21 protein-coding genes and 3 riboswitches are annotated in these 22,050 nt (G+C 56.5%); of the genes, 9 read left to right on the top strand and 12 right to left on the bottom strand.

Going from position 1 to position 22,050, the window contains the following annotated elements; all coding sequences use genetic code 11:
* Window positions 1–30 precede the first annotated feature (30 nt).
* The gene (locus D0C27_RS03730; protein ID WP_009454209.1) at window positions 31–1,131 is read left to right on the top strand and encodes an alkene reductase; all 1,101 of its coding nucleotides are present in this window, start codon (window positions 31–33) and stop codon (window positions 1,129–1,131) included.
* 129 nt (window positions 1,132–1,260) lie between these two features.
* Here D0C27_RS03730 and D0C27_RS03725 read toward each other — a convergent pair whose 3' ends face one another.
* The 5 genes from D0C27_RS03725 to imuA all read right to left on the bottom strand — a co-directional run bounded on the left by D0C27_RS03725 (window position 1,261) and on the right by imuA (window position 7,375).
* Window positions 1,261–1,680 carry a PaaI family thioesterase gene (locus D0C27_RS03725; RefSeq protein WP_009454207.1) on the bottom strand — a complete coding sequence of 140 codons (420 nt, stop codon included), beginning with the start codon at window positions 1,678–1,680 and terminating at the stop codon, window positions 1,261–1,263.
* A complete protein-coding gene (locus D0C27_RS03720) occupies window positions 1,677–2,138 on the bottom strand; it encodes a GatB/YqeY domain-containing protein (RefSeq protein WP_009454206.1) in 462 nt (153 codons plus the stop codon). Before D0C27_RS03720 ends, D0C27_RS03725 begins: the two co-directional genes overlap by 4 nt.
* Window positions 2,139–2,203: 65 nt before the next feature.
* Window positions 2,204–5,401 carry an error-prone DNA polymerase gene (locus D0C27_RS03715; RefSeq protein ID WP_137430445.1) on the bottom strand — a complete coding sequence of 1,066 codons (3,198 nt, stop codon included), beginning with the start codon at window positions 5,399–5,401 and terminating at the stop codon, window positions 2,204–2,206.
* On the bottom strand, window positions 5,398–6,681 hold the full coding sequence (locus tag D0C27_RS03710; RefSeq protein ID WP_137430444.1) for a Y-family DNA polymerase: 1,284 nt from the start codon (window positions 6,679–6,681) through the stop codon (window positions 5,398–5,400). Before D0C27_RS03710 ends, D0C27_RS03715 begins: the two co-directional genes overlap by 4 nt.
* A complete protein-coding gene (imuA, locus tag D0C27_RS03705) occupies window positions 6,638–7,375 on the bottom strand; it encodes a translesion DNA synthesis-associated protein ImuA (protein WP_137430443.1) in 738 nt (245 codons plus the stop codon). Before imuA ends, D0C27_RS03710 begins: the two co-directional genes overlap by 44 nt.
* A 114-nt stretch (window positions 7,376–7,489) precedes the next feature.
* Between imuA and D0C27_RS03700 the strand changes: the two genes are divergently transcribed.
* Entirely contained in the window at window positions 7,490–8,104 is a 615-nt protein-coding gene (locus D0C27_RS03700) for a tRNA-uridine aminocarboxypropyltransferase (protein ID WP_137430442.1), read from the top strand.
* Here D0C27_RS03700 and D0C27_RS03695 read toward each other — a convergent pair.
* The 6 genes from D0C27_RS03695 to pbpG form a co-directional block, all read right to left on the bottom strand.
* On the bottom strand, window positions 8,091–8,510 hold the full coding sequence (locus D0C27_RS03695) for a carboxypeptidase-like regulatory domain-containing protein (RefSeq protein ID WP_009454198.1): 420 nt from the start codon (window positions 8,508–8,510) through the stop codon (window positions 8,091–8,093). The two genes, D0C27_RS03700 and D0C27_RS03695, sit on opposite strands and share 14 nt — an antisense overlap.
* On the bottom strand, window positions 8,507–9,400 hold the full coding sequence (locus tag D0C27_RS03690; RefSeq protein ID WP_137430441.1) for an NRDE family protein: 894 nt from the start codon (window positions 9,398–9,400) through the stop codon (window positions 8,507–8,509). The genes D0C27_RS03695 and D0C27_RS03690 overlap by 4 nt, the downstream gene beginning before the upstream one ends.
* A 119-nt stretch (window positions 9,401–9,519) precedes the next feature.
* Complete coding sequence (locus D0C27_RS03685; RefSeq protein ID WP_083053551.1) at window positions 9,520–10,479, bottom strand: succinylglutamate desuccinylase/aspartoacylase domain-containing protein; 960 nt, start codon at window positions 10,477–10,479, stop codon at window positions 9,520–9,522.
* Window positions 10,480–10,523: 44 nt separating this feature from the next.
* Entirely contained in the window at window positions 10,524–11,513 is a 990-nt protein-coding gene (locus D0C27_RS03680; protein ID WP_021446611.1) for a Bug family tripartite tricarboxylate transporter substrate binding protein, read from the bottom strand.
* Window positions 11,514–11,671: 158 nt separating this feature from the next.
* The gene (locus tag D0C27_RS03675; protein WP_137430440.1) at window positions 11,672–12,586 is read right to left on the bottom strand and encodes a LysR family transcriptional regulator; all 915 of its coding nucleotides are present in this window, start codon (window positions 12,584–12,586) and stop codon (window positions 11,672–11,674) included.
* A 10-nt stretch (window positions 12,587–12,596) separates the two neighbouring features.
* Window positions 12,597–13,601 (bottom strand): D-alanyl-D-alanine endopeptidase, encoded by a 1,005-nt coding sequence (gene pbpG, locus D0C27_RS03670; protein ID WP_088452837.1) that lies wholly within the window; start codon window positions 13,599–13,601, stop codon window positions 12,597–12,599.
* 238 nt (window positions 13,602–13,839) lie between these two features.
* Between pbpG and D0C27_RS03665 the strand changes: the two genes are divergently transcribed.
* The 3 genes from D0C27_RS03665 (at window position 13,840) to D0C27_RS03655 (ending at window position 16,034) form a co-directional block, all read left to right on the top strand.
* Window positions 13,840–14,229, top strand: coding sequence for a flagellar protein FlhE (locus tag D0C27_RS03665; protein ID WP_238441642.1), 390 nt, complete (start codon window positions 13,840–13,842; stop codon window positions 14,227–14,229).
* Between the two features lie 139 nt (window positions 14,230–14,368).
* Window positions 14,369–15,184: a motility protein A gene (locus D0C27_RS03660; RefSeq protein WP_009454185.1), complete on the top strand. Its 816-nt coding sequence runs from the start codon at window positions 14,369–14,371 to the stop codon at window positions 15,182–15,184.
* Window positions 15,185–15,188: 4 nt separating this feature from the next.
* Entirely contained in the window at window positions 15,189–16,034 is an 846-nt protein-coding gene (locus tag D0C27_RS03655) for an OmpA/MotB family protein (protein WP_240688304.1), read from the top strand.
* Between the two features lie 76 nt (window positions 16,035–16,110).
* On the opposite strand, the gene D0C27_RS03650 is transcribed toward D0C27_RS03655, so the two are convergent.
* The gene (locus tag D0C27_RS03650; RefSeq protein ID WP_035273195.1) at window positions 16,111–17,550 is read right to left on the bottom strand and encodes a sodium:solute symporter family protein; all 1,440 of its coding nucleotides are present in this window, start codon (window positions 17,548–17,550) and stop codon (window positions 16,111–16,113) included.
* Between the two features lie 141 nt (window positions 17,551–17,691).
* Window positions 17,692–17,799, bottom strand: a riboswitch (TPP riboswitch).
* Between the two features lie 66 nt (window positions 17,800–17,865).
* Window positions 17,866–17,963: riboswitch (TPP riboswitch) on the top strand.
* Window positions 17,964–18,013: 50 nt separating this feature from the next.
* Between D0C27_RS03650 and D0C27_RS03645 the strand changes: the two genes are divergently transcribed.
* From D0C27_RS03645 to D0C27_RS03630, 4 genes are all read left to right on the top strand, one after another.
* Window positions 18,014–18,796, top strand: coding sequence for a 3-oxoacyl-ACP reductase (locus D0C27_RS03645; protein ID WP_137430438.1), 783 nt, complete (start codon window positions 18,014–18,016; stop codon window positions 18,794–18,796).
* Window positions 18,793–20,085 carry an LLM class flavin-dependent oxidoreductase gene (locus tag D0C27_RS03640; RefSeq protein WP_009458285.1) on the top strand — a complete coding sequence of 431 codons (1,293 nt, stop codon included), beginning with the start codon at window positions 18,793–18,795 and terminating at the stop codon, window positions 20,083–20,085. The genes D0C27_RS03645 and D0C27_RS03640 overlap by 4 nt, the downstream gene beginning before the upstream one ends.
* Window positions 20,086–20,237: 152 nt before the next feature.
* A complete protein-coding gene (locus D0C27_RS03635) occupies window positions 20,238–20,987 on the top strand; it encodes an SDR family NAD(P)-dependent oxidoreductase (RefSeq protein WP_009458283.1) in 750 nt (249 codons plus the stop codon).
* 57 nt (window positions 20,988–21,044) lie between these two features.
* Window positions 21,045–21,189: riboswitch (FMN riboswitch) on the top strand.
* 151 nt (window positions 21,190–21,340) lie between these two features.
* Complete coding sequence (locus tag D0C27_RS03630; RefSeq protein WP_115633631.1) at window positions 21,341–21,976, top strand: riboflavin synthase subunit alpha; 636 nt, start codon at window positions 21,341–21,343, stop codon at window positions 21,974–21,976.
* Window positions 21,977–22,050: the final 74 nt, after the last annotated feature.

The raw sequence follows: 22,050 nt of genomic DNA, 5'->3' as shown, positions 1-22,050 counted from the left end.
GGAAACATCAATAGTGGACAGTGTAAAACAATGGTTAGTTTGTTTGATCCAATCAAACTGGGTGATATTGAACTCATGAACCGCATCATCATGGCGCCCATGACACGCGCACGCGCCTCGGAGGGCCGTATGCCCAATGATTTGATGCGTATGTACTATTGCCAGCGGGCCAGCGCGGGGCTGATTGTAGCCGAAGCCACTTCGGTATCGCCGCAAGGTGTGGGCTATGCCCACACGCCGGGCATCTGGAGTAGTGCACAGGTAGATGCGTGGCGCACGATTACCGAAGCCGTCCATGCCAAGGGTGGCCGTATTGTCTTGCAGTTGTGGCATGTGGGGCGTGTGTCTGATCCGGAGTTTCTGAATGGCCAAATGCCGGTTGCGCCCAGCGCAATTGCCTGTGAGGGCATGGTCAGCCATTTAAGCCCGGAACGTCCTTTTGTGGTGCCGCGTGCCCTGCGCAGTGAAGAAATTGCCGATATTGTGGACGACTTTGCCGTTGCCGCTCAAAACGCGCTGAGCGCCGGCTTTGATGGGGTGGAGATACACGGTGCCAATGGCTACCTGATCGACCAGTTCCTGCATGATGGCTCCAATACCCGCACGGATGCTTACGGTGGCTCGATTGAAAACCGGGCTCGTTTCCTGTTGGAGATTGTGGACGCCTGTGTCGCCATTTGGGGCGCTGGCCGAGTCGGTGTGCATTTGTCCCCACGTGGTGGCTTGCATGGCATGAAGGATTCCGATCCGGCCCGTTTGTTCTCGTACGTGGCTTGCGAACTGGATCGCCGTGATATTGCCTTTTTGTTCCTGCGTGAAAGCCCGGCTTCGGACAGCTTGTTGCCCATGATCAAATGCCAGTTTGGTGGTGCGATTATCGCTAATGAACATTTCGATTTGCCGACAGCACAGACCACTTTATCCAAAGGCATGGCAGACGCCGTGTCGTTCGGTAAGGCTTTTTTGTCCAATCCGGACTTGCCCTTGCGTTTGCAGTTGCGTGCGCCCTTGAATGGCTGGGATCGGGATTCGTTTTACACCCAGGGGCCTAAAGGCTATACGGATTATCCATTTTTGAAATCCAACCCGGAATGGGATCAGCCTGTGGGTGAGGATTTGCAGGCGCATTAAGCTTGCCTGTGATTAAGTAGGTGGAAATAAAAAAGCCCGTTTGATACGGGCTTTTTTAATGGGCTTTATTGTAGATCGGTAGCAGTTTGGGGCAGCGTGCCACTTTCCAAGGTGTATTGCCCCTGGTGTTCAGCTACCGCGCACCACTCGAAAAGTGGCTGCCGCTTTAACCAGCAAGCGCTCCTTCTCGTCATACCCGCCACCTTCGCAGTAAGCGGTATCGCCTTCCAGATACAGGCATTGGGCCTTGAACCAGACATCGCCACGAGCAGGCAGTAAAAACTGCGAGTTCATGTCTATGGTGGCCATCCCTGAGCCAGGACGTTGTGCCCGTGCGGCGGCGCTAAGGGTGAAATCCAGAATCGCCATCAAGGTGCCCCCGTGCACATCGGCACGGGAGTTGGCATTACAGGCTTGCCAGGGCAGAAAAGTAATCACTTCCTGCTCGGTGCTGCTCACGGTTTGCAGGCCCAGGTGCTGCATCAGGGGGATATGTGTGCCGAAAAAGTCCTGTTTGGGCTGCGCCAGTTCGGCCTGCAAATGCTTCATGGGTTCAACTTTTGCTTCACTTGAGCGGAAACCTGGGACATATCGGCACGGCCAGCCAGTTTGGCTTTCACCAGACCCATGACCTTGCCCATCAATGCGGGGCCTTGAGCGCCGTCAGCCTGAGCCTGGGTAATCGCATCGGCAATGGTCGCATCAATTTCGGCGCTATCGGCTTGCTGTGGCAGGTATTCCTGCAGAATCAGCAATTCGGATTTTTCTTTCTCGGCGCTTTCGGTACGGCCAGCAGATTCAAAAGCCTGGATGGATTCGCGGCGTTGCTTGACTTGTTTTTCAATGATGCTGCTTACTTCAGCATCGCCCAGCTCGGTACGTTCGTCCACTTCGCGTTGTTTGATCGCAGCTTGCAGAAAACGCAAGGTCTCCAGGCGTCCGCTATCGCGAGCGCGCATCGCCGTTTTGATATCTTCAGCTAAACGGGTTTTGAGTGTTTGACTCATGGTGGTTCCTGGTTGAACGGGCAAAGCCCTAGTTTAACGCAGGGCGGGGGTAGGGAAAAATCCGATTATTGAAAATCCCGGCTGCGTGCGACCAGATCACCAATCAGATGATTCATGGATACCAGACGGCGGGCAATCAAATGACATACGCTGCCATCACGTTGCCAGACACCATAGACACCCAGCAGGCGAGATTGAAGCAAGGCCTGAGATTGCGCCTGCGCCAACTCTTCACGCACGATGACATTGACACTGCCGGTTTCATCTTCCAGCGTTACAAATACGGTGCCTTTGGCGGTGCCGGGGCGTTGGCGGGTGGTCACCAGCCCGCAGGCCCGTGCCAGCCGCCTATCCGGGCAGGCTTGGTTGAGTTGTTCTGCGGTGGAGAATCGCAAGGGGGACAACTGTGTGCGTAGCAAGGACAGGGGGTGACGATTCAGGCTCAAGCCCACGGCCTGATAATCACTTAACACTTCCAGCCCCACACTGGCTCGTGGCAAATCCGGGGTGTGCTCCGGCGTTTCAGCATGGCTCAGCAATCCTGCCTGACTGGGGCGTCGGGCATCCCAAACACTGTGGCGGCGTTGGCTATAAGCACTGCGTAAAGCATGGGCCTGGGCCAGCGCTTGCTGATCGTGGGCTGACAGGGCCAGTTCCTGGCGCAAGCAGGCCAGATTCAGCGTACGGTCCGGGTGGCTTTGCCGGTAACTCACGATGGCTTGGGCGCCTTGCTCGCTCAAGCCTTTGACCATGTGCAGGCCCAGACGTACCTGAGGCGGGCCGCCAAGCTCGGAACACACGTGGCTGTCATACAGGCTGTATTGCACATCAACAGGCAAGACCTGAACGCCGTGACGGCGTGCATCCTGGACCAATTGGCTGGGGCCGTAAAAACCCATGGGTTGAGAGTTCAGCAAGGCCGTCAGAAAGTGCTCCGGGTAACGTGCTTTCAGATAGGCGCTGAACCAGGCCAGTTTGGCGAAACTGGCCGAGTGACTTTCCGGAAAACCGTACTCCCCAAAACCGCTGATCTGATCGAACAGGCGCTGGGCAAATTCGGGGGCATAACCTTTGGCAGCCATGCCATCGAGCAGCTCTTGCTCAAAAGGCCCCAAACCGCCACGACGACGCCAGGCCGCCATGGCCCGCCGCAAGGCGTCCGCTTTGTCAGCCGAGAAACCCGCCGCCTCCATGGCCAGTTCCATGGCCTGCTCCTGAAAAATAGGCACGCCCAGGGTGCGTTCCAGCACATGGCGGATTTCGGGGGCAGGGTAGTCGACTTTGCTGTGGTCGCGACGGCGTTCCAGATAAGGATGCACCATGCCCCCTTGAATGGGGCCGGGGCGCACAATGGCCACTTGCACCACCAAGTCGTAAAAGCATTTGGGACGCAGGCGCGGCAACATGCTCATCTGGGCGCGGGACTCGATCTGGAACACGCCTATGGTGTCAGCGCGCCGTATCATCCGAAAGGTTTTGGCGCTTTGCAAAGGGATGTCCTGCAAGCGGAATGGTTTGCCTTTTTGCTGGCTGATACTGTCCAGGCAGCGACGTAAGGCGCTCAACATACCTAAGGCCAGAATATCGACTTTCAGCAAACCCAGCACATCCAGATCATCCTTGTCCCATTGCACAACGCTGCGCCCTGGCATGGCGGCGTTCTGAATCGGCACCAGCCTGTGCAAGGGTGTTTGTGAAATTACAAAACCGCCAGGGTGCTGGGACAGGTGACGTGGAAAGCCCATCAGCTGGCGGGTCAAGGACAACCATTGATGCGCTTGCTCAGGCGGGCATTCGGGAAAGCGTGCCAGGACTTCATCCTGAATGTGGGTGTCTTTAAGCCAGGCACGGTCGCATTGAATCAAGGCCTCGATCAAGGCGGAAGGAATGCTTAGCGCCTTGCCGGTGTCCCGCAAGGCGCTGCGGCGTCTATAGGTGGTGATCACCGCTGTTAAGGCCGCTCGTTGCCGGCCATATTTGCGGTAAATGTATTGAATAACCTCTTCGCGACGCTGGTGCTCGAAGTCCACATCAATATCGGGCGGTTCAGCCCGTGCGCGGCTGATGAAGCGCGCAAACAAGGTATGGCTGCTGGCAGGATCAACTTCAGTAATGCCCAGGCAGTAGCACACGGCCGAGTTGGCGGCAGAGCCTCGGCCCTGGCACAAAATCCCCTGACTGCGCGCGTAACTGACGATGTCATGCAAAGTCAGAAAGTAGGACTCGTATTCAAGGTCTGCAATCAGGCTGAGTTCCTCTTCCAGGCGCGTGCGCAAGCTGTCGCTAATCCCTTTGGGGTAGCGCTTTTGCGCGCCACGCTCGGTTTCCTGTCGCAGATACTCAATGCCACTGAGACCGGGCGGGACAATCTCGACCGGGTACTCGTACTTGATTTCACTTAAACAAAACTGGCATAGCTCCTGGATGTGATCGGTGGTCTCACGCAGTTCGGCCGGGTAAAGATTGGCCAGTTGGAAACGACTGCGTAAGTGATGTTCTGCATTGCTGGCCAGGGACCAGCCGCATTCTTGCACAGGTGTTTTCAGGCGTATGGCTGCCAAAGTATCGTGCAAAGGCTGGCGAGAGCGCACGTGCATATGGACGCCGCCCAACGCGGCACAGCGCAATCCACATGCCTGCGCTGCCAGCCTGACGGCGCGCAAATGCTGCATGTCCTGATCGCGCCTATGCAGACTGATGCCTAAAAACAGTCGGCCTGCAAACAGGTCCAGCAAATGCTGTGTTTGAAGACGGATGTGCTCGCTATCCAAGCCATAGGCCGGCTTGTAGATGACAAGACAGTCTGGCAGAACCTGTTGTTGGGAACCTTGGCGGGCTTGTTGCAAAAAAGACCAGTCAATCGAGGCTTCCTGCTTCAAGTCCAGTGATTGGTGTAGGTGCGAGATGAATTGACAGAGATTGCCGTAGCCTTCCTTGTTGCGCGGCAGAATCAGCAGCTCATGAGTCTGAGTGCCGTTGCAGGTTCTTGTCTCAGCCTTGGCGACTTGTGGGCGCTGATTGTCCCAACCCCCCGTAAAGCGGAACCGACTTCCAACCAACAAGCGGATTTCCGGATGCAACTTGGCCTGCGCATAAGCGCGCACCACACCGGCCATGGAGGCGTAATCGCATAAGGCCAGCGCCTTGTAGCCCAATTCGGCAGCGCGGCTGATCAGCTCTTCGGGGTGGGACGCGCCATTCAAGAAGCTGTAATTGGACAGGCAGTCCAGCTCGGAATACAGCAGGTCTATATGGGGTTTCATCCAAAGACTCCGTGCAGATACCAGGCATGCTCCTGGCTCAAGTCCCGATAAACCCAATACAAACGCCCCTGCGGACACAGGGCAATAAAGTAGTCCCGCTGCTGATGCCCGGTGCCGCTCCACCAGCCTGTCTGTACCCGTTCCGGGCCTTGAACCAGGCGCAAGCGCTGCTGATCCAGAAGCGGAGATTGCTGATCGTGTTGTAAGGGCTGAGCCGGGTCCAGCATCCAGCATGGACGTTGCAAAGCCGGACGGTCCGCATCGGGGGGCTGGCTGCGGGACAAGGGGAGCCATTGATTCGCTTGTTCAGGCAAATAGCTGGCTTGGGCGGCAGGTGTCAAAATCTGTTCAGCCCCCAGCCTGGCTTGCAAGCGCTCCAACAGTTGTTGATCCTGCTCTTGCCAATGACGCGCATCGGGAAACAGGCTGCTGGCATGAGTTTGGCGCGGGTGTAGTTGCTGTGCCTGCAGCACCATGCTCTGTACGGCCGCCTGTAATTGCAGTTGCTGGAACTGTTCTTGCCATACGGGCAAAAAGTCCTGGCTACGCCAGCAGGACCGGGCCATTTGCAACTCCAGGCGGGTGGTCGTGGGGTAGTCCTTGTATCTTTCCGTGCGTAGTACCAGCTCCAGGCGTCCACAAGCCAACTGGTACTGATTCAACCAGGCCTCCAGCTTGATCAATAGGCGATTTACGGCCCGCAAGACGGTGGGTTTGTTATTGGATGGCGTATCCATCTCCAGCTTGTCTGTAAATTGCGGGGCGGCATGCACCCATTCCAACGCCCAGCGTTGTGTGCCGTAGGCTTGGTCCAACTGCAACAGCAGGGCACGCAGCCCGCGCTGGGATAGACCATCGCGGGGGAGTTGGTGCAACTGGCCCAGGGTATGGCAGCCCAGACTATGCAACCATTGCAGCTGGTCGGCAGGCGGAGCCAATAAGTGGATGGGAAGCGGGTTCAGACAGACCTGTAAACGTCGTGCACAACGACGCTGCTTGCGTCCGGACAAAGCCAGCAAGCAGGCCGCACGGGCAGTGGGTGCCAGGGCCAGGCAGGGCTCGGGAATAAGGGCTTGCAAGTCAGCCCGGACCTGTTGGTACAGACGACGCAAACCACCAAACAGCCGGATGCTGGCACTGATATTCAGTACCCATAAATCGGCTTGAACCTGTGCCAGCTGGGGGCTGTAGCGCAGCAGAACGGCTTGAATACCGTTCTGCTGTTTTGGGCTGGCCTCAGGCGTAAGCAGGCTCTGGGGCAGTCGCAGGCACAGGTACATGAGACGGAATGGCCGCTGGCGGCATCAGGGTGTGGTGAGGGGCCAAAGCAATGCTGTCCTTGCACGGAGGCCCCCGTCGTTTGCGGATATGAACATCCAGCCAGGGCTGCCCCTGCTGGTCTTGGCGAGTCTGAAGTTCAAGACGCAAAAGGGCGGGGCTGTTGGTCTGACTGTGCGTCGGACGTAAACAAAAAAACAGGCTGTCGCTATGGCTGGCTAATAGCTGTAGTTGACGCAAGGCCGCTAAAGGCACATGGGCAGGCAGCCAGCTCAGCACAGCCGCACAGTGGCCGTGACGCAAGGCCTGGGCACTGGCCCATAAAGTATCGTTCAGGTGCTGGCTGCGTATCCAGAGCATGCGGGCGGGCAAGGCGTTTTCTGATGAGCTGTTTTGCTTGTTCGTAACAGGAGTACCACGCCACAGTTGTTGCATGGGTTGATAGGGCGGGGCGACTAAAACACGCAAGCGCTCTGCCTGCAGCGTATTCAAGGCTGGCAACAACAAGGACAAGGCACTGCTGTCTTGCTGTGCATGCAGTTCGATCAGACTGCCCACAGGCCAGCCGCCTCCTGGCAGTTCGTCATCCAGTGCGGCAAACCCGCTGGGCAGGCAAGTGCCTGCGGCATGTGCATAATGCTTGCCTGTCCAAAGGGAAGGGTGAAGATCTAAAAGGGAACGAAGTGCGCTTGCCATAGGTATGCTCCTGATTGCTGTATAAATATACAGTAAATCTGTTTGCCAGCAAACCAGGCATCTGTTTCAAAGCAGAACTTTTATATACTGTGGCCTTCTGTTTGGCGCTCTCGCATGAATTCTTCCCCTTCTACCCGACCAGGCCGCTGTGCACAGTGTCAGCGGCCCTTGGCTCGTTGCTTGTGTCCCTTGATCCCTTCGATAGAAGCGGCGTGTCCTGTGCTGATTTTGCAGCACCATTCCGAAGCCCGGCATGCGCTTAATACTGCGCGCTTGGCGTATTTGGGTTTGAAGGGGACAGAGCTATGGGTGGGAGAACAGTTTGCTGGGCTGGAGGCCCGGCTGGCACAGGCGCATCGTCCTGTTTTGCTGTTTCCGGGACCAGAAGCCAAGGTGGCGGGCTCAACAGGCCCAGGGGAGAAGCCGGATCTGATCGTGGTGCCAGATGGCACCTGGCGCAAGGCACGCCTGATCTTGCACAGCAATCCGGTTTTGCAAGCCCTGCCGTATTGGGTATTGCCTGAAGGACAGGCGTCGCGCTACAGACTGCGTAAAGCGCCCGACCCGCAGGCTGTGTCGACCTTGGAAGCAATTGTCCGGCTGATGCGGATTATGGAGCCGGAGCGGGATTTCAGCCCTTTGCTCCGGCCCTTCGAGCAGTTGATTGAAGAACAAATCCAGGCCATGGGCCTGGATACGTATCAGCGTAACTATCCTACTTCCAGGTGAAGTTCAGTTCGCGGGGCTGGCCTTCAACAATAGTGGCCTGACGCTCCTGGGTCTGGCCCTGGTAAGTGGCAAATACCTTGTAATTGCCGGGGCCAAGACGGATCAGGCAGTAGGGGCCGTCGATCAGGCTGTTCAGCACGGTTTGGTCGTTGCTGTTACGGATAACCAGCTGCACATCGGAGATATAGCCGACGCGCTCACCCTGGTTGGCTGAAAAGTTCACGGACAAGGGAAAGGTGTTGCGCACCATGCGAAACAGCTGGGCTTCATCACTACCTATGCCGCCGCTGATGTATTCGGTTGAACCGTAATACTGGCTGGGGGGCAGTTCCTGGGCGTGCACAATGGGGCTGCTCAATAAGGCCAGCGACATGGCAATGCCGATCAATGAAAGACGAGGACTCATGAGGTTTCCTTGCTTGAAGTAAGGTGGCTAAGCGGGCCCTCAGGGGCCCTGTTGCTGTTATGAGAGGGGTGGGGCTGGCTGTCAGGATGAAAGCTGGGCCATAACAAAGGCCAGTCATGCTGACGGGTCGGTTCTGCCTGCGGATTGAAACTGCGTTCACGCAGCATTCCATGTCCGCGCTGATTAATAGTGATGACGGTGGTGCAGCGAGTGCCGTAATTGGGGCTGACAATAAACGGGCTGCTTAACAAGCGTTCGTGCTCAAGACTTAAGCCGGTTTGGGGCAAGTCGGCATCGGCTGCGACTTCCTGATTGCGTAAACCCTGAAACAAGCCTTCTACCGCTGGTGGCGAGCCATCAAAATGCTGTGCCTGCAGGGTTTCTTTCAGGAACAGGCTTTTGGGCCAAGGAGTATTAAGCCAGGCATTGCTCAGAACATGTACGCCTGGTTCCAGCATGTGCGGGCTGCCACTGGGATGACGGTTGCTGTAATAGCCCATGCGTAAAGGCTGTTGCTTGTCCGGCCATTCCAGCACAAAAAGATTGAAGCCTGCGTAATCGGCTCCTTCCTGGGCGAGTTGTTCCAGATAGTCGGCGGGACTGTGCTCGTCTCTTAGAAACTGGGGGATCAGCTCGCCGCGTGAGCGTTGCTTGCTGTTTTTGTTGCTGGGGGCTTCGCGGTAATTGGTCAGCAAGGCTAGCCGTCCACGGCTTTGTGTCAGGCCCAGCCAGGTGCCCCCGGCTTGCAGGTCCCGACCCGCCAGAATATCGGGCTCGTCCCGCCAAGGTTGAGCCGCTTGGCTGGGGCGAGCATGATATTCGTCGCGATTGGCAGCAATAATCAGCGGCCAATTCGCATTAACTCCGACGGCGATATAAGCGATGCACATGTGCCGATTGTAGGATGGCTATGCAGGCTTTGGTAGCCAAAGTACCGCCAAGTTCCGCTTTTTTTCTCGGGATTGAGAATGTCACTTCAGGCTGGGTGTTCCGGTCTTGGGCACCAGGTTTAAAGCGTCCAGGAAAGGGCGTCGTAGTTTTGGGCCAGACGCACGACGGTGACACCCGGACGTAGCTGGCGCAGCGAAGGCATGACCAAGGTGCAGTTATCGTAGGGCGTCAGCAAAGCTTGACCATCAGCTTGGCCGATCGCCGTGCCTGCATCGGCCAAGGTTTCCAGGCCTTGCCAGTTCTGATCAAAACTGACTTGCATGGAAGGGGCGACAATCGCATGGGTGACTTGCAGAACGCGTTGCGTATCGGGAGACGCTCGACGCCAGTCCGAGGGCAAATCCTCTTTTTCTACAGTCTCGGAGGCGAGCAGAAAGCGGGCAATCAGGTCCAGTGCGATTGCCGGTGTATCAGGATCGCCATGAAAGCCGCATTCCAATAGTAAGGAGCGCGCTTCATGGGCTTCAGGGTCCGAGAATCGACCGTAATCGCGCATACGTACGCCGTCCTTATGGCCGCTATCCACAATCACATGCTCGGGAGCGCCCAGAGTACGGGCCAGCTCGATATTGCGTGCCAAGGTGCCAGTCAATAACAAGGGGGCGCTGGGTTCATGCATGGAGTGCAGGTCCAGCAACCAGTCGGCTTGTTCCAGCCAAGGCAAAATCGCTCGTGCACGGCGCTGCTCTTGTGTCTGTGTTTGAGCCAGCTTCTGATCGCTCCAGACGCGGTTCATGTCTTCGTCCACGTAGCGGCTGGCATCGTGCTGCTCAGGATCAAAGCGATCAAAGGCGTCCAAATTGCAAAAGGCCAGAATCAGCTTGCCACGACGGGGCTTCAGGCCACTGGCCAACACGGCTTTCAAGGCCCAGGCCCCACAAAGTTCGTTGCCATGAATCAGGGCGCTGATCATTACGGTACGGCCCGCTTCGCCCGAGTCCAGGCACCAGATTCCAGGGACACCGGTATTGCCCTGACGCTCTTCTTGAATGTCAGGCAAGGAAAGAGAAAATTGCATGGAAAGACTCCAGCACCCCAGCAGCTAGCCGGGGCGCATGTGTTTTATTCGGCTTGCAGCTTGGCCAGTTCGACCAGACGAGCATATTTGTCGACCTCTTTGGCCTGGAACTCTGCCGCGTTCATGCCGGGGGCGTAAAGCGTGGCTCCATTGGATTGCATTTTCTCTTGCAAGTTGGCCGATTGCAGGCTGCTGTCCAGAGCCTGACGCAAGGTGCTGGTGACGGATTCAGGCAAATCCTTGGGGCCATACAAACCAAACCAGACGTTGATGTCGACCTTTTCAAAGCCGGGTGTATCGGCCAGCGGTGGGATCTCCGGGGCAGCAGGAGAGGCATGGGTTTCGGTAATGCCCAAAGGCACGATGGCGCCTGCGCGAGCTTGTGACAGGCCCGAGGACAGTACAAGATAAGCCGTATCCAGTTGACCGCTCATCAAATCCGAAACCAGGGGTGGGACGCCACGGTAGGGCACGTGCATGGCGGTGGTGCCGGTCGAGGCGTTCACCATTTCACCGGCCAGGTGCAAGGTAGTACCTACGCCGGAGGAACCAAAGCTGAAGGCTTCCGGTTTGGCTGCCCGCAGCTTTTGCGCATAGTCTGCCGCGGAGCGAATACCGGACTCTTTGGAGGCTGCCAGCAACAAGGGCTGGGAGGCAATCATGCCAATAGGCGTGAAGTCTTTTTGCCCGTCGTAGCGCACGGCTTTGTTGATCATGCCGGCGATGATCATCTCGTTGGTAGAACCCAGCAGCAGGGTATAGCCGTCGGCAGCCGCACGTTGCACGCGTTGAGCACCAATGGTGCCACCGGCACCGCCTGCGTTTTCCACGACGACGCTTTGGCCCAAACGGCTGCTGAGTTCTTCGGCCAGCAGGCGGGCAGTCAGATCCACGCTGCCTCCGGCGGGATAACCCACGACCAGAGTCAGGCTGCGTGAGGGGTAGGTGTCGGCGTGGCTGATTGAGGCTTGCAAGAGGCTACAGGCGCCCAGAATGCCAAGGACCAAGCTGCGCTTGGGAAAAGAAAAAGACATGATGTGCTCCCCGTTCGATGGATAGGTTTCCAAGCAGCGGCCAGTGTGCGCGCTGCGGGCCTGTTTATCCTTAGTTATGAAAGGGTATTGTGTCTGCTGCGGCTACTTGCGATGTGCTGTTGCGGCACATAGGCGTGCTTTTTCGGTTGCTTGTGTGTTTATCGCCCCTGCTGGGTGAAGGCCCAGACGGACTCTGCCAGATCCGAGAGCGGGGCTCGGGAGCGATACAGACGAACTTCAAAGGCAATCTCGTCGCCTTTGCCGCCCAATTGCACCAGCGTGCCGCGACGACATTCATTGGCAATCATGGACAGGGGTAACCAGGCTACGCCCATGCCTTTCAATACCGAGCCCATTGCCGTATCCAGCGAATCACAACGCACCGTGCTGACCAGGGGATAGGGAAAGTGGTGCAGCTTGTCGCCCAGAATGCGGGCCATGGCCAAGCCGCCTGAATATGAAATCAAAGGAATGCTGCGTCCGCTATCGGCATTGAGTTCATATAAAGGTGTGCCGTTCTTGCGGCGCTGACAGGTAGGCACCAATTTGTCAGTGGCGATGGTCATATACGTCACTTGCTCGGCCAGCAGTTCAATTGACAAGGCCGGGTGTTCATAACAGCACAGAAAGTCGGTTTTGCCTTGGGCCAACAGCTTGGCCATATCGGCCATCATGCCGGTGCTGATGTCGATAGGTATATGGGCCGACAAAGGGGCGTGGCTGCCTTTTTGCAGACGGCTGACCCAGTCCGTGACCAAGGTGCGTGCCAGGCTACGGCCGGTAGCAATGCGCAAGCTGCCTTGTCCGGCTTGATCCGAGGCCTGCAATTGCCGGCGAACGCGGTTCAGTTGTTCCAGCACTTGATTGGCCGTGTTGTAAAACACCTGTCCTTCCGGCGTTAGCGTGATGGGCAGGCTGCTGCGCTCCACCAAGGGTGTGCCTACCCATGTTTCCAAGGCCCGAATGCGGCGTCCAAATGCTGGATGTGTGACGTGGCGTTGCTCTGCTGCCCGAACAAAACTGCCCGCACGAGCCAGGGTTACGAAGTCTTCAAGCAGTTTGAGCTGGGGCACGAAGGGCGTCTTACAGCATGGCCAAGCCGTTGGATTTTTCAACCAGATCGCGGATACGTACGGCGTCACCGATACGCGAGTAACGTCCCGAGGAGTTCAGCAGCACAATAGCCACTTCACGATCTTCGATCTTGGTCAGCATTACCAGGCATTCGCCCGCTTCGTTGATGAAGCCGGTTTTGGAGACCTGAATATCCCAATTGGCGTTTTTCACCAAACGATTGGTATTGTTGAACACCAGTTGGCGACCACGTACAGGCTGCACGGAGTACTGATCATTCGTGGTGTATTGCTGGATACGGGCATGCTGGCTGGTGGCCGTCAGTAACTTGACCAGATCACGCGGGCTGGACACGTTGTCGCTGGACAAGCCGGTAGGCTCTACAAAACGCGTATTGCGCATACCCAAGGCACGTGCCTTGTCATTCATGGCGCGCACAAAAGCAGACAACCCACCGGGATAGCTGCGCCCCAACGCGTGGGCAGCCCGGTTTTCCGACGACATCAGCGCCAGGTGCATCATGTCGGCACGGCTCAGTTTGGAGCCAACGCTAAGACGCGAGCTGGAGTATTTGACGCGGTCCACATCTTCGTCGATGATCTCCAGCATTTCATCCATGGGCAGGCCGGATTCAGCCACGACCAGGGCTGTCATCAGCTTGGAGATGGAGGCAATGGGGCGAACGGCGTCGCTGTTTTTCTGGTACAGCACAGTAGACGATTCCAGATCCTGCACAAAGGCAATTTCCGAACGCAGGGCCGCGTGCTGGATCAGGGCGTCGTGTTTAAGGGCATTAAGCGCGCGGCGGCTATCGTTCTCGCTATAGCTGATAGGCTGCAGGTTTTTCTCGAAAACCAGATGCGGCACGTTGTAGCTGATGGCGGCTGTGGCTTCATCCAGTGTGGATGGCTCGGCCAGCGCCAGTGTCTGCGCAAAGGACGAAATCGAAAAAGGCGCTAGAAATAAAACACATAGCGCACGTCGAATGAATTTATTTGTTCTGGTCTGAGGCATTTTTCAGTTCCCGGTAGGCGAGAAACAGAAGGGCGGAGAGAATTTATGCGCTTATGCTACCAGAAAAAATCCTCTTTATATTAGTATCTTACGGCTCAAAGTTAAAAAAAAATTAAGATGTCTGCGCGGCATCATTAAGAAACTTATTTTTATCTGTATAAAAACACAGCTTATGTTTTTCCTGAAAGTCCAAAAGAATAAAAAACCTGTTTTTATAAACAGTTTTTTAAGTCGATTCTTGATATCACTAACCCTGGTTTCGATGCCGCTGGCCAGTCATGCCGCTTCCTTGGCCTGGGATGGGGAACAACTTAGCAATGCCATCACCACCAGCTCGCCCAGCACCCAGCAAAGTTTCCTGCCTGCAGAGGCGGTGCGAGCACAGGCTTCAAGCATAGGCAAGGTGGAAGTCAGTTATCACCACAATGGGCGCGCCATTCTGAAAAGCCGTTTGTGCTTGCAAGGCGGCTCCTGTGTGGACATGAATGGTTCGGTATTAAGTACCAGGGCCTTTGCCGGTCAGGATGCGCGTCTTGGCTTTGTGCTGGTGCATGAGGTGTGGAGCTGGGCGGGTAGCACAGAGCCTGTGCGTGTGCAGGCCTCGATACGGGTGAATTACCAGCGCTAGCCTGAAATAAGGCGGTTTCCCAAATAAACGATTTAATTGCTCTTGTACTTGATCCACCTCAAAGTCCAGGCCTAAAGAAACCTGCCGTACTGCCGATATGTAGTCCTGATGCCCATCGGGCCATAACCAGGACTTGTGCATGAACCCCTCTACTCTGATCGGCATCGTAGCCAGCGTGCTGCTGTTTGCCGTGATCTTGTTTTTTACGGCAGAAAATCCCGCCTTGTTTGTGGACCTGCCCAGTCTGGCCGTGGTGCTGGTAGGTACCTTGGCCGCGACGTTTATCAGTTATCCCTTAAGCGAAGTTGTCCGTATTTTTGGTCTGATCGGCACCGTGCTGCGCAATGAACGCCTGTATACCCAGCAGGATATGGACGAGCTGATCAATATCTCCCGCCTGTGGATGATGGGGGATATTCGCGCGGTGGAAGAGGCGCTGGAAAAAGTGGCCAACCCTTTTCTGAAAACCGGCGTTCAGTTGGTGATTGATCGGGCACCCCAGGAAGATATTGAAGACCTTTTGCAATGGCGTATCAGCCGTTTGCGTGCTCGTGAACATGCAGAAGCGCAATTGTTCCGTTTGATGGCCAGCTTCGCGCCCGCCTTCGGTATGGTCGGCACGCTGATTGGCCTGGTCAACCTGATGTTTTTGCTGGGCGATGGTGACATTACGTCTATTGGTCAGCAAATGGCTCTGGCCTTGATGACGACGTTCTACGGCGTGCTGCTGTCCAATCTGGTCTTCAAGCCCGTGGCGGTGAAGCTGGAGCGTCGTACCGAACAGCGTGTGGTTCTGATGAACATGATCATGCAAGGTGTGTCCATGATGAGCCAGCGCCGTGGCCCGGCCTTGATGCGTGAGACGCTGAACTCCTTCATGGCTCAGTATCAGGACGAGATCAATGACCGGGGCGGCCGCGACGATGACGCGGACCCGGCTCCGGAACGGGGCTGATTCCATGGGAAACATGGAGCAGGACCTGACTTTGGGTGAACTTGCTGACCGCCAGAAAGCCTTGCAAAAGGAACTGGAGCAAGCTCGCGGCGCCAAAATCGAACAACAACTGGCCAGCAATCTGGGCAGTCGTCGTCGTAGCCGCCCCTGGAATGATCCAGGGCTGGCGGTGCCCGAGGAAGAAGAAGCCTGGTTGACCACGTATCTGGACATGATGACCTTGTTGCTGGTCTTGATGATTGTGATGCTGTCCTTTGCGGGTAAGCGGGCGCAAACGGCGGCGCAGGGACAAGGGCAGGGAGGGGCTACAGTCGTGGCCCAAGCAGGCAAGGACGGAGCCGGTTTGTTGCCTGCTGGGGCGGGCCTTTTCCCGGACGCTGGTCAGGGTGAGGGACAAGGCAAAGGCAATCACGGTCTGGATCTGGACGGCTTGGGCGACAATATCGATGTGGTCATGAACGACCAATCCGTGAGCTTTCGTATCAATAGCGAAATTCTGTTTAACTCGGGCGGTGCGGATCTGGGGCTGGAAGGTTTGACGGTATTACGCCAACTGGCTGCCGTACTGCAGAAATCCACCCATCCTATTGTGATTGAAGGTCATACGGACTCGGTGCCGATTCGTAGTTATCGCTACCCATCCAACTGGGAACTGTCAGGTGCGCGTGCCGGTAGCGTAGTGCGTTATATGGAAGCCAACGGAATTGGCAGCCAGCGCTTGAGCGCTGTCGGTTATGCCGATACCCGGCCTTTGGGGGATAACGGCACCTCGCAAGGTCGCGCGACGAATCGACGGGTTGAAATTATTGTGCAGACTCCCCAAGCACAGCCTGAAAGCCCCGTCCCATAAGCCTTTAAAACAAAACCCCGGTTTGCAACATACAAACCGGGGTTTTTGTTTCAAGCCGAAACTCGGCGCATCTGACTTAGTCCAGTACGCGCGTGGAGGAAGCCAGAGACCCTAGATCGAACTTGGGCAGGTGACGACGCAAGGGCATGACCAGAACACTGATCACTACCGGCACAATCGCGGCCAGCAGGAAGGACTCCAGCAAGTAATCCATAGGACCATTGGGGCGCGGGAATACGGCCAGACCGGCGACCAGACCACCGATGGTGCTGATGGTGGCCGTAAAGCCATCGTAGCGGCGGCTGTACAGGCCAAAGAAAACCGGGAAGGCCGCTGCCGAGCACAGCAAGTCCGCCAGCAGGAACAAGTACAGTACGCTAAAGCCTTGTGAGGAGGCGTACAGCACAGGGATGGAGCAAATCCAGATCAGGGAACGCGCCAGACTCATCATTTGAGCGGTGTTGCGATGCGGCATGATGCGGCTCAAGTCCACGGCAATCAGACTGGAGACAGCGCTGATTGCGGTATCGGCACTGCTCATGACCAGGGACAGGCCTAACGGAATCAGCAGCACCAGGAACCAGACAGGCACGTGCGGCAAAATTACATTGAACAAGGCCACGGAGCTGTCACCGGGCGAGCCCAGACCAACAAAGGCCAGGCCAAACAAGCCCATCAGGAAGATGAAGGGTGCTACAAACAAGCCGCCCAACAAAAAGCCGCGACGCATGGACTTGGTGTCTTTGGCGGCATAGATACGTTGCCAGTTACCTTGGTGAAACAGGCCGGTCAGCAAGATGGCGACAAAGAACGTCAGGCCAGCCTTCACGCCTACGGGATCGCTAAGCTCGATCAGGCGTGGGGCTTCCAGTTTCACGCTGTCAAACAACTGTACCGGGCCGCCCACCGCTTGCCAGCCGAACATCACGATCAGGAACAGCATGGGCAGAATCACAAACATCTGCACCTTGTCGGTGAAGATGGAAGCACGCAAACCGCCGTAAGAGGTGTAGATCAGCGTGGCCAGCAACACAATGCTGGCCGTGACCCATAAAGGAATCGGGGCAATCAAGGTGATCATCTTGGACATGGCGGTGATTTCTGCCGTCATGGAGATGAACATGTAAAACAGCATGATGACCAGGGTCAGCGCATACATGGGACGACCGTAGCGGGCGATGACAAACTCGCTCAGGCTATGGCCGCGAGGCAGCAATTCGCGCATGCGCTTGCCGAGTGGAATCATGGCCAGACGGGGCGACATGGAGCCAATGGCATAGCCGATGACAGCGCTTAAACCGCCCCAGCTGGCCGCCTGTGCGGGCGAGAACAGAATCCAGGCACCCAGCGAGGAGGCCAATAAAGTCAGAATGGTAGCGACCGAGCTTTGGCTGTTGCGAGCCACCACAAAGTCTTCCAGGGAGCTGTTGTAGTGGCGGGCATACAGCACCCCGGCTAAGGCAAAAGCGGCGGAAAAAACGATGAGCCACAGGAGGGTGGCACTTTGGTCCAGCATGAGATCTCCCCAAAAGCCTGTTTGAACAGGCACAAACCGGCCAGGCTGGCAGGGTGCCAGAACAGGGCGCAGAAAAATGGAGGGATTGAAATGGGGCGTGTGAGCTTGTGAATGCGCCGCTCAGACAAGAGCGGGCAGGCTGCCAGGCCGCGTTTCCTTTCCCTTCGCCGGCATGATCCGGATCAGGTTCTAAGGGTTACCGCTTGAATGCGGAGTCTCAGCCCGTTAAGGACTCCCCCAGGAACAGGCTAGAAGAGTAGGAGAGCTTCTTTCAAATGTCAATAATACGGTTGAGTCCGATTTATGCTATGGTCTGCCTGCGGCACGGGGTGTCCTTCTTGGGAAGGGCTGAGATAAAACCCGTCGAACCTGATCCAGCTCATACTGGCGAAGGGATGTCCGAATCCATGGCCCTGCGTCTCAAGCAGGTCGACATCCTCGCCGAAATCTTGCAAGGAATGTCATGTCTGTGGAACACGTCTCGGAACTCTCTCAACAACTTGTTCTGGTCACCGGCGGCGCACGCGGCCTGGGGGCTTGCCTGGTACGCGCCTTTGCAGGCCAGGGCGCAAAAGTTGTGATCAATTACCTGAAAAGTGAAGCAGCCGCTCAGGCGCTGGCGGACGAATTTCCGCAGCAATGTCTGGCCGTGCAAGCGGACGTGACGGATGCGGCTTCGGTACAAGCCTTGTTTGCCAAGGCGCAGGCGCACTTTGGCCAGCCCATCACTACCGTCGTCAATAACGCCTTGCCCGAGTTCTCCTTCAATGGCGATGCCCGTCCCCATGCCGATACCTTGACGTGGACGCAGCTGAACCAGCAGCTGGAAGGCATTGTGGGCGGTGCCTTGAACACTACACAGGCCGCCCTGCCTGGCATGAAACAGGCCGGTTTTGGCCGCATTATCAATATCGGCACGAACCTGTTTCAGAACCCCGTGGTGCCTTACCACGATTACACTGCGGCCAAGGCGGCCTTGTTGTCCATGACACGCACCTTGTCGCACGATCTGGGGCCCGATCAGATTACCGTGAACATGATTTCCGGTGGTTTGCTGCGTACAACCGACGCGTCCGCGGCCACGCCCGAAGCGGTGTTTGACTTGATTGCGGCCAGCACACCCTTGCGCCGCGTGACCACGCCCGAGGAATTTGCCGATGCGGCCTTGTTCTTCGCCGGTCCGTGGGCGCGTGCCGTAACAGGACAGAATCTGGTTGTTGACGGTGGATTGGTGAAAAACGGATGAGACAGCTGCATTTCAATTTGTTTATTATGGGCTGCGGGCACCACAAAGCAGCCTGGCGCCATCCCGAGTCTCAGGTTGAACGTTTAGGCGATGTCCGGTTTTACGAAGAGCTGACCCAGATTGCCGAGCGCGGCAAGCTGGACGCTATCTTCTTTGCCGATGGTCAGTCCAGCGATAACGTGTCCGATGGTCCGCGCTGGTTTCTGGAACCCTTGACCATGATGGCTGCGCTGGCGCGAGCCACCGAACGTATCGGTTTGATCAGTACCGTTTCCAGTACCTTCTACACGCCGTTTGTGGCGGCACGCATGTTGTGCTCTTTGGATCATGTATCCAATGGGCGGATGGGCTGGAACGTGGTGACATCCATGTTTGACTCGGAAGCGCGCAACCACGGCTACGAAGCCATGCCCGATCATGCCTGGCGCTATGCGCGGGCTGAAGAGTTTGTCGATACCGCATTGCAACTGTTCGACTCCTGGAGCGACAGTGCTTTGGTCATGGACAGAAAGGGCGATTACGCCAAAGTGGATCAGGTTCGCCAGATCCTGCATAAGGGCGATCACTTCCTGGTGGATGGGCCCTTGACCTTGCCACGTTCGCCGCAAGGCCAGCCGGTGCTGTTTCAGGCAGGTGCTTCTGAGCAAGGCCGTGATTTGGCCGCGCGCAAAGCGGAGGCTATTTACGCTGTGGCTTATGACTTGCCCTCGGCCCAATCCTATTACCGCGATATCAAACGACGCGTGCGTGAAGCGGGCCGTGGCGTGGATGTGCCCGTGATGCCGGGTTTGGTGACCTATGTGGGCTCCACCATGGAAGAGGCGCGCCGCAAGCAGCAAGAGCTGGACGAATTGCTACCCGCCGAGACATCCTTGCGTCAGCTGGGCATGTTTGTCGGCCAGGACTGCATGAATTGGGAGCTGGATGCGCCAGTGCCACCACTGCCGCCACTGGAAAGCTTCAAAGGCCCCAAAGGGCGTTATGCCACCATGCTGCGCATTGTGGAAATGGAAAAACCGACAGTGCGCCAGTTGCTGGGCCGAATCGCTGCTGGCGGCGGTCACTGCACCATGGTCGGTACGCCGGAGTCCATTGCGGATCAGATTGAGCAATGGTGGCGCAACGAAGGCGCGGATGGTTTTAACCTGATGCCGCCTTCCTTGCCCAATGGCATTCGTGACTTTGTTGAGCAGGTGATTCCGGTTCTGCAAAAACGCGGGCTGTTCCGTCAGGAATACGAACACGCTACCTTGCGTGGCCACCTGGGCCTGGAGCGGCCTGCCGCCTGATTCCAGAGCAAGAAAGAAGCGGGCATTTCCATAGACGGATTTGTCCGCTTTTTCCCTAGGGTGAAGAGGCTACGACGTGCCTGAAGTTTGCTATCCTTAATGCTTTAATTGTCGCCTGCTTAACGAGCAGCGAGCTGTATAGGGATCGCACTATGAAAACCGCCGTTGTCACCGGGGCCTCCTCAGGGTTTGGGGCTGCGCTTGCCCGTAAATTGGTATCTGAAGGACACACCGTGCTGGGTCTGGCGCGTCGCCAGGACAAGCTCGATGCCCTGGCCGCCGAGCTGGGCGAGCGTTTTGTACCGGTCAGCGTGGATTTGACCGATCGTGCGCGAGCAGAAGCGGTACTGGCTGATCTGACAGCTCGTTTTCCCAATATTGATGTGCTGATCAATAATGCCGGTCTGGCACTGGGCGTGGACAAGGCACAGGACGCCAAGATGGATCAGTGGGACACCATGGTGGCCACCAATATCAGCGCGCTGCTGCACATTACACACGCTTTGCTGCCGGGTATGGTCAAGCGCAATCAGGGCCACATCATTAATCTGGGGTCGACTGCGGGCGAATACGCTTATGCAGGCGGCAATGTGTATGGTGCTACCAAGGCTTTTGTGCATCAACTGGGCCTGAACCTGCGCGCCGACCTGTCGGGTACCGCAGTTCGTGTTTCTACCGTGGCTCCTGGCCTGTGTTCCGGTACGGACTTCTCGACTGTGCGTCTGGGCGATAAAGACAAAGCCGCTGCGTTGTACCAGAACGTGGATGCGCTCACGCCTGACGATATCGCCAATACCATTGCCTGGATCATGAATGCGCCTGCCCATATGAACGTCAACTACATCGAGTTGATGCCAGTGGCGCAAAGCTTTGCAGGTTTGAGCGTGCATCGCAAGGCTTAAACGTGGCGACCGGCGCTGGTCTGGCTTGATTAGACTTGGGCTCCGGTCTTACACTGCAAACGTCTTCAGGGCGGGGTGAAATTCCCCACCGGCGGTAAGGGAGCTACTCCCCAGCCCGCGAGCGCTTTCCGCCAGGGAAAGGTCAGCAGATCAGGTGAGAAACCTGGGCCGACGGTCAGAGTCCGGATGAAAGAAGATGAAGCATCGCTGCCTTGTGATCAAGGCAGCGACGTGTTTTATTGTTGCCCAGAGGACGCATTGTTTAATCAAGGATGCGTTCAAATGAAAAACCTGAAAATCTCCCCTGCATTAGCCGTTGGTCTTTTGCATGAATTCTGCGAAGGAGCGTGCTGATGTATACCGGAATTGTTAAAGCAGTTCGTCCTCTTACTGCGGTCAGGGCCGAGCTGGGCCGTACCGAGTTTGAAATCGACTTCACCGACGAGCTGCTGGTGGATCTGCAACTGGGTGCCAGTGTCAGCGTGGAAGGCACATGCCTGAGCGTGACCAGCATTTCTGGCCCTAAAGTCACCTTTGATGCGATTCCCGTCACGCTGGAGCGCACAAATCTGGGCACACTCAAAACGGGTGATCTGGTCAATATCGAACGGTCGGCCAAGCTGAACGAGGAAATTGGCGGCCATGTGATGGCTGGCCATATCGCAACGACGGCTGAAGTGCTGGAACTGAGCATTACCGAGGCCGGTAATCGCCTACGTTTTCAGATGCCGGAAGATTGGGCGAAATACGTGTTTCCACGTGGTTTTCTGGGCGTGAATGGCTGCAGCTTGACTGTGGCGGATGTGGAAGACGGTGTTGTGACCATCAATCTGATTCCCGAAACCTTGCGCCAGACGACGTTCTCCCGCTACAAGGCGGGCGATAAGCTCAATATCGAAGTGGATCAGCAGACGGTTGTGCTGGTCGATGTGCTGGAGCGTACGGTTGCAGGCACGTTGACACGTGTGATGCCTGGTTTGAAGGGCTGATTGACGCCCAAATGAAGTAAAAAAGAGCTGTCAGTTTTAAGACTGGTGGCTCTTTTTTTATGCGGGGCTTTTAC

This window comes from Alcaligenes faecalis, assembly GCF_005311025.1.
GTDB lineage: Bacteria > Pseudomonadota > Gammaproteobacteria > Burkholderiales > Burkholderiaceae_B > Alcaligenes > Alcaligenes phenolicus.
Note: the sequence above shows the minus strand (reverse complement) of the source record. Positions and strands in the feature narration are given on the sequence as shown.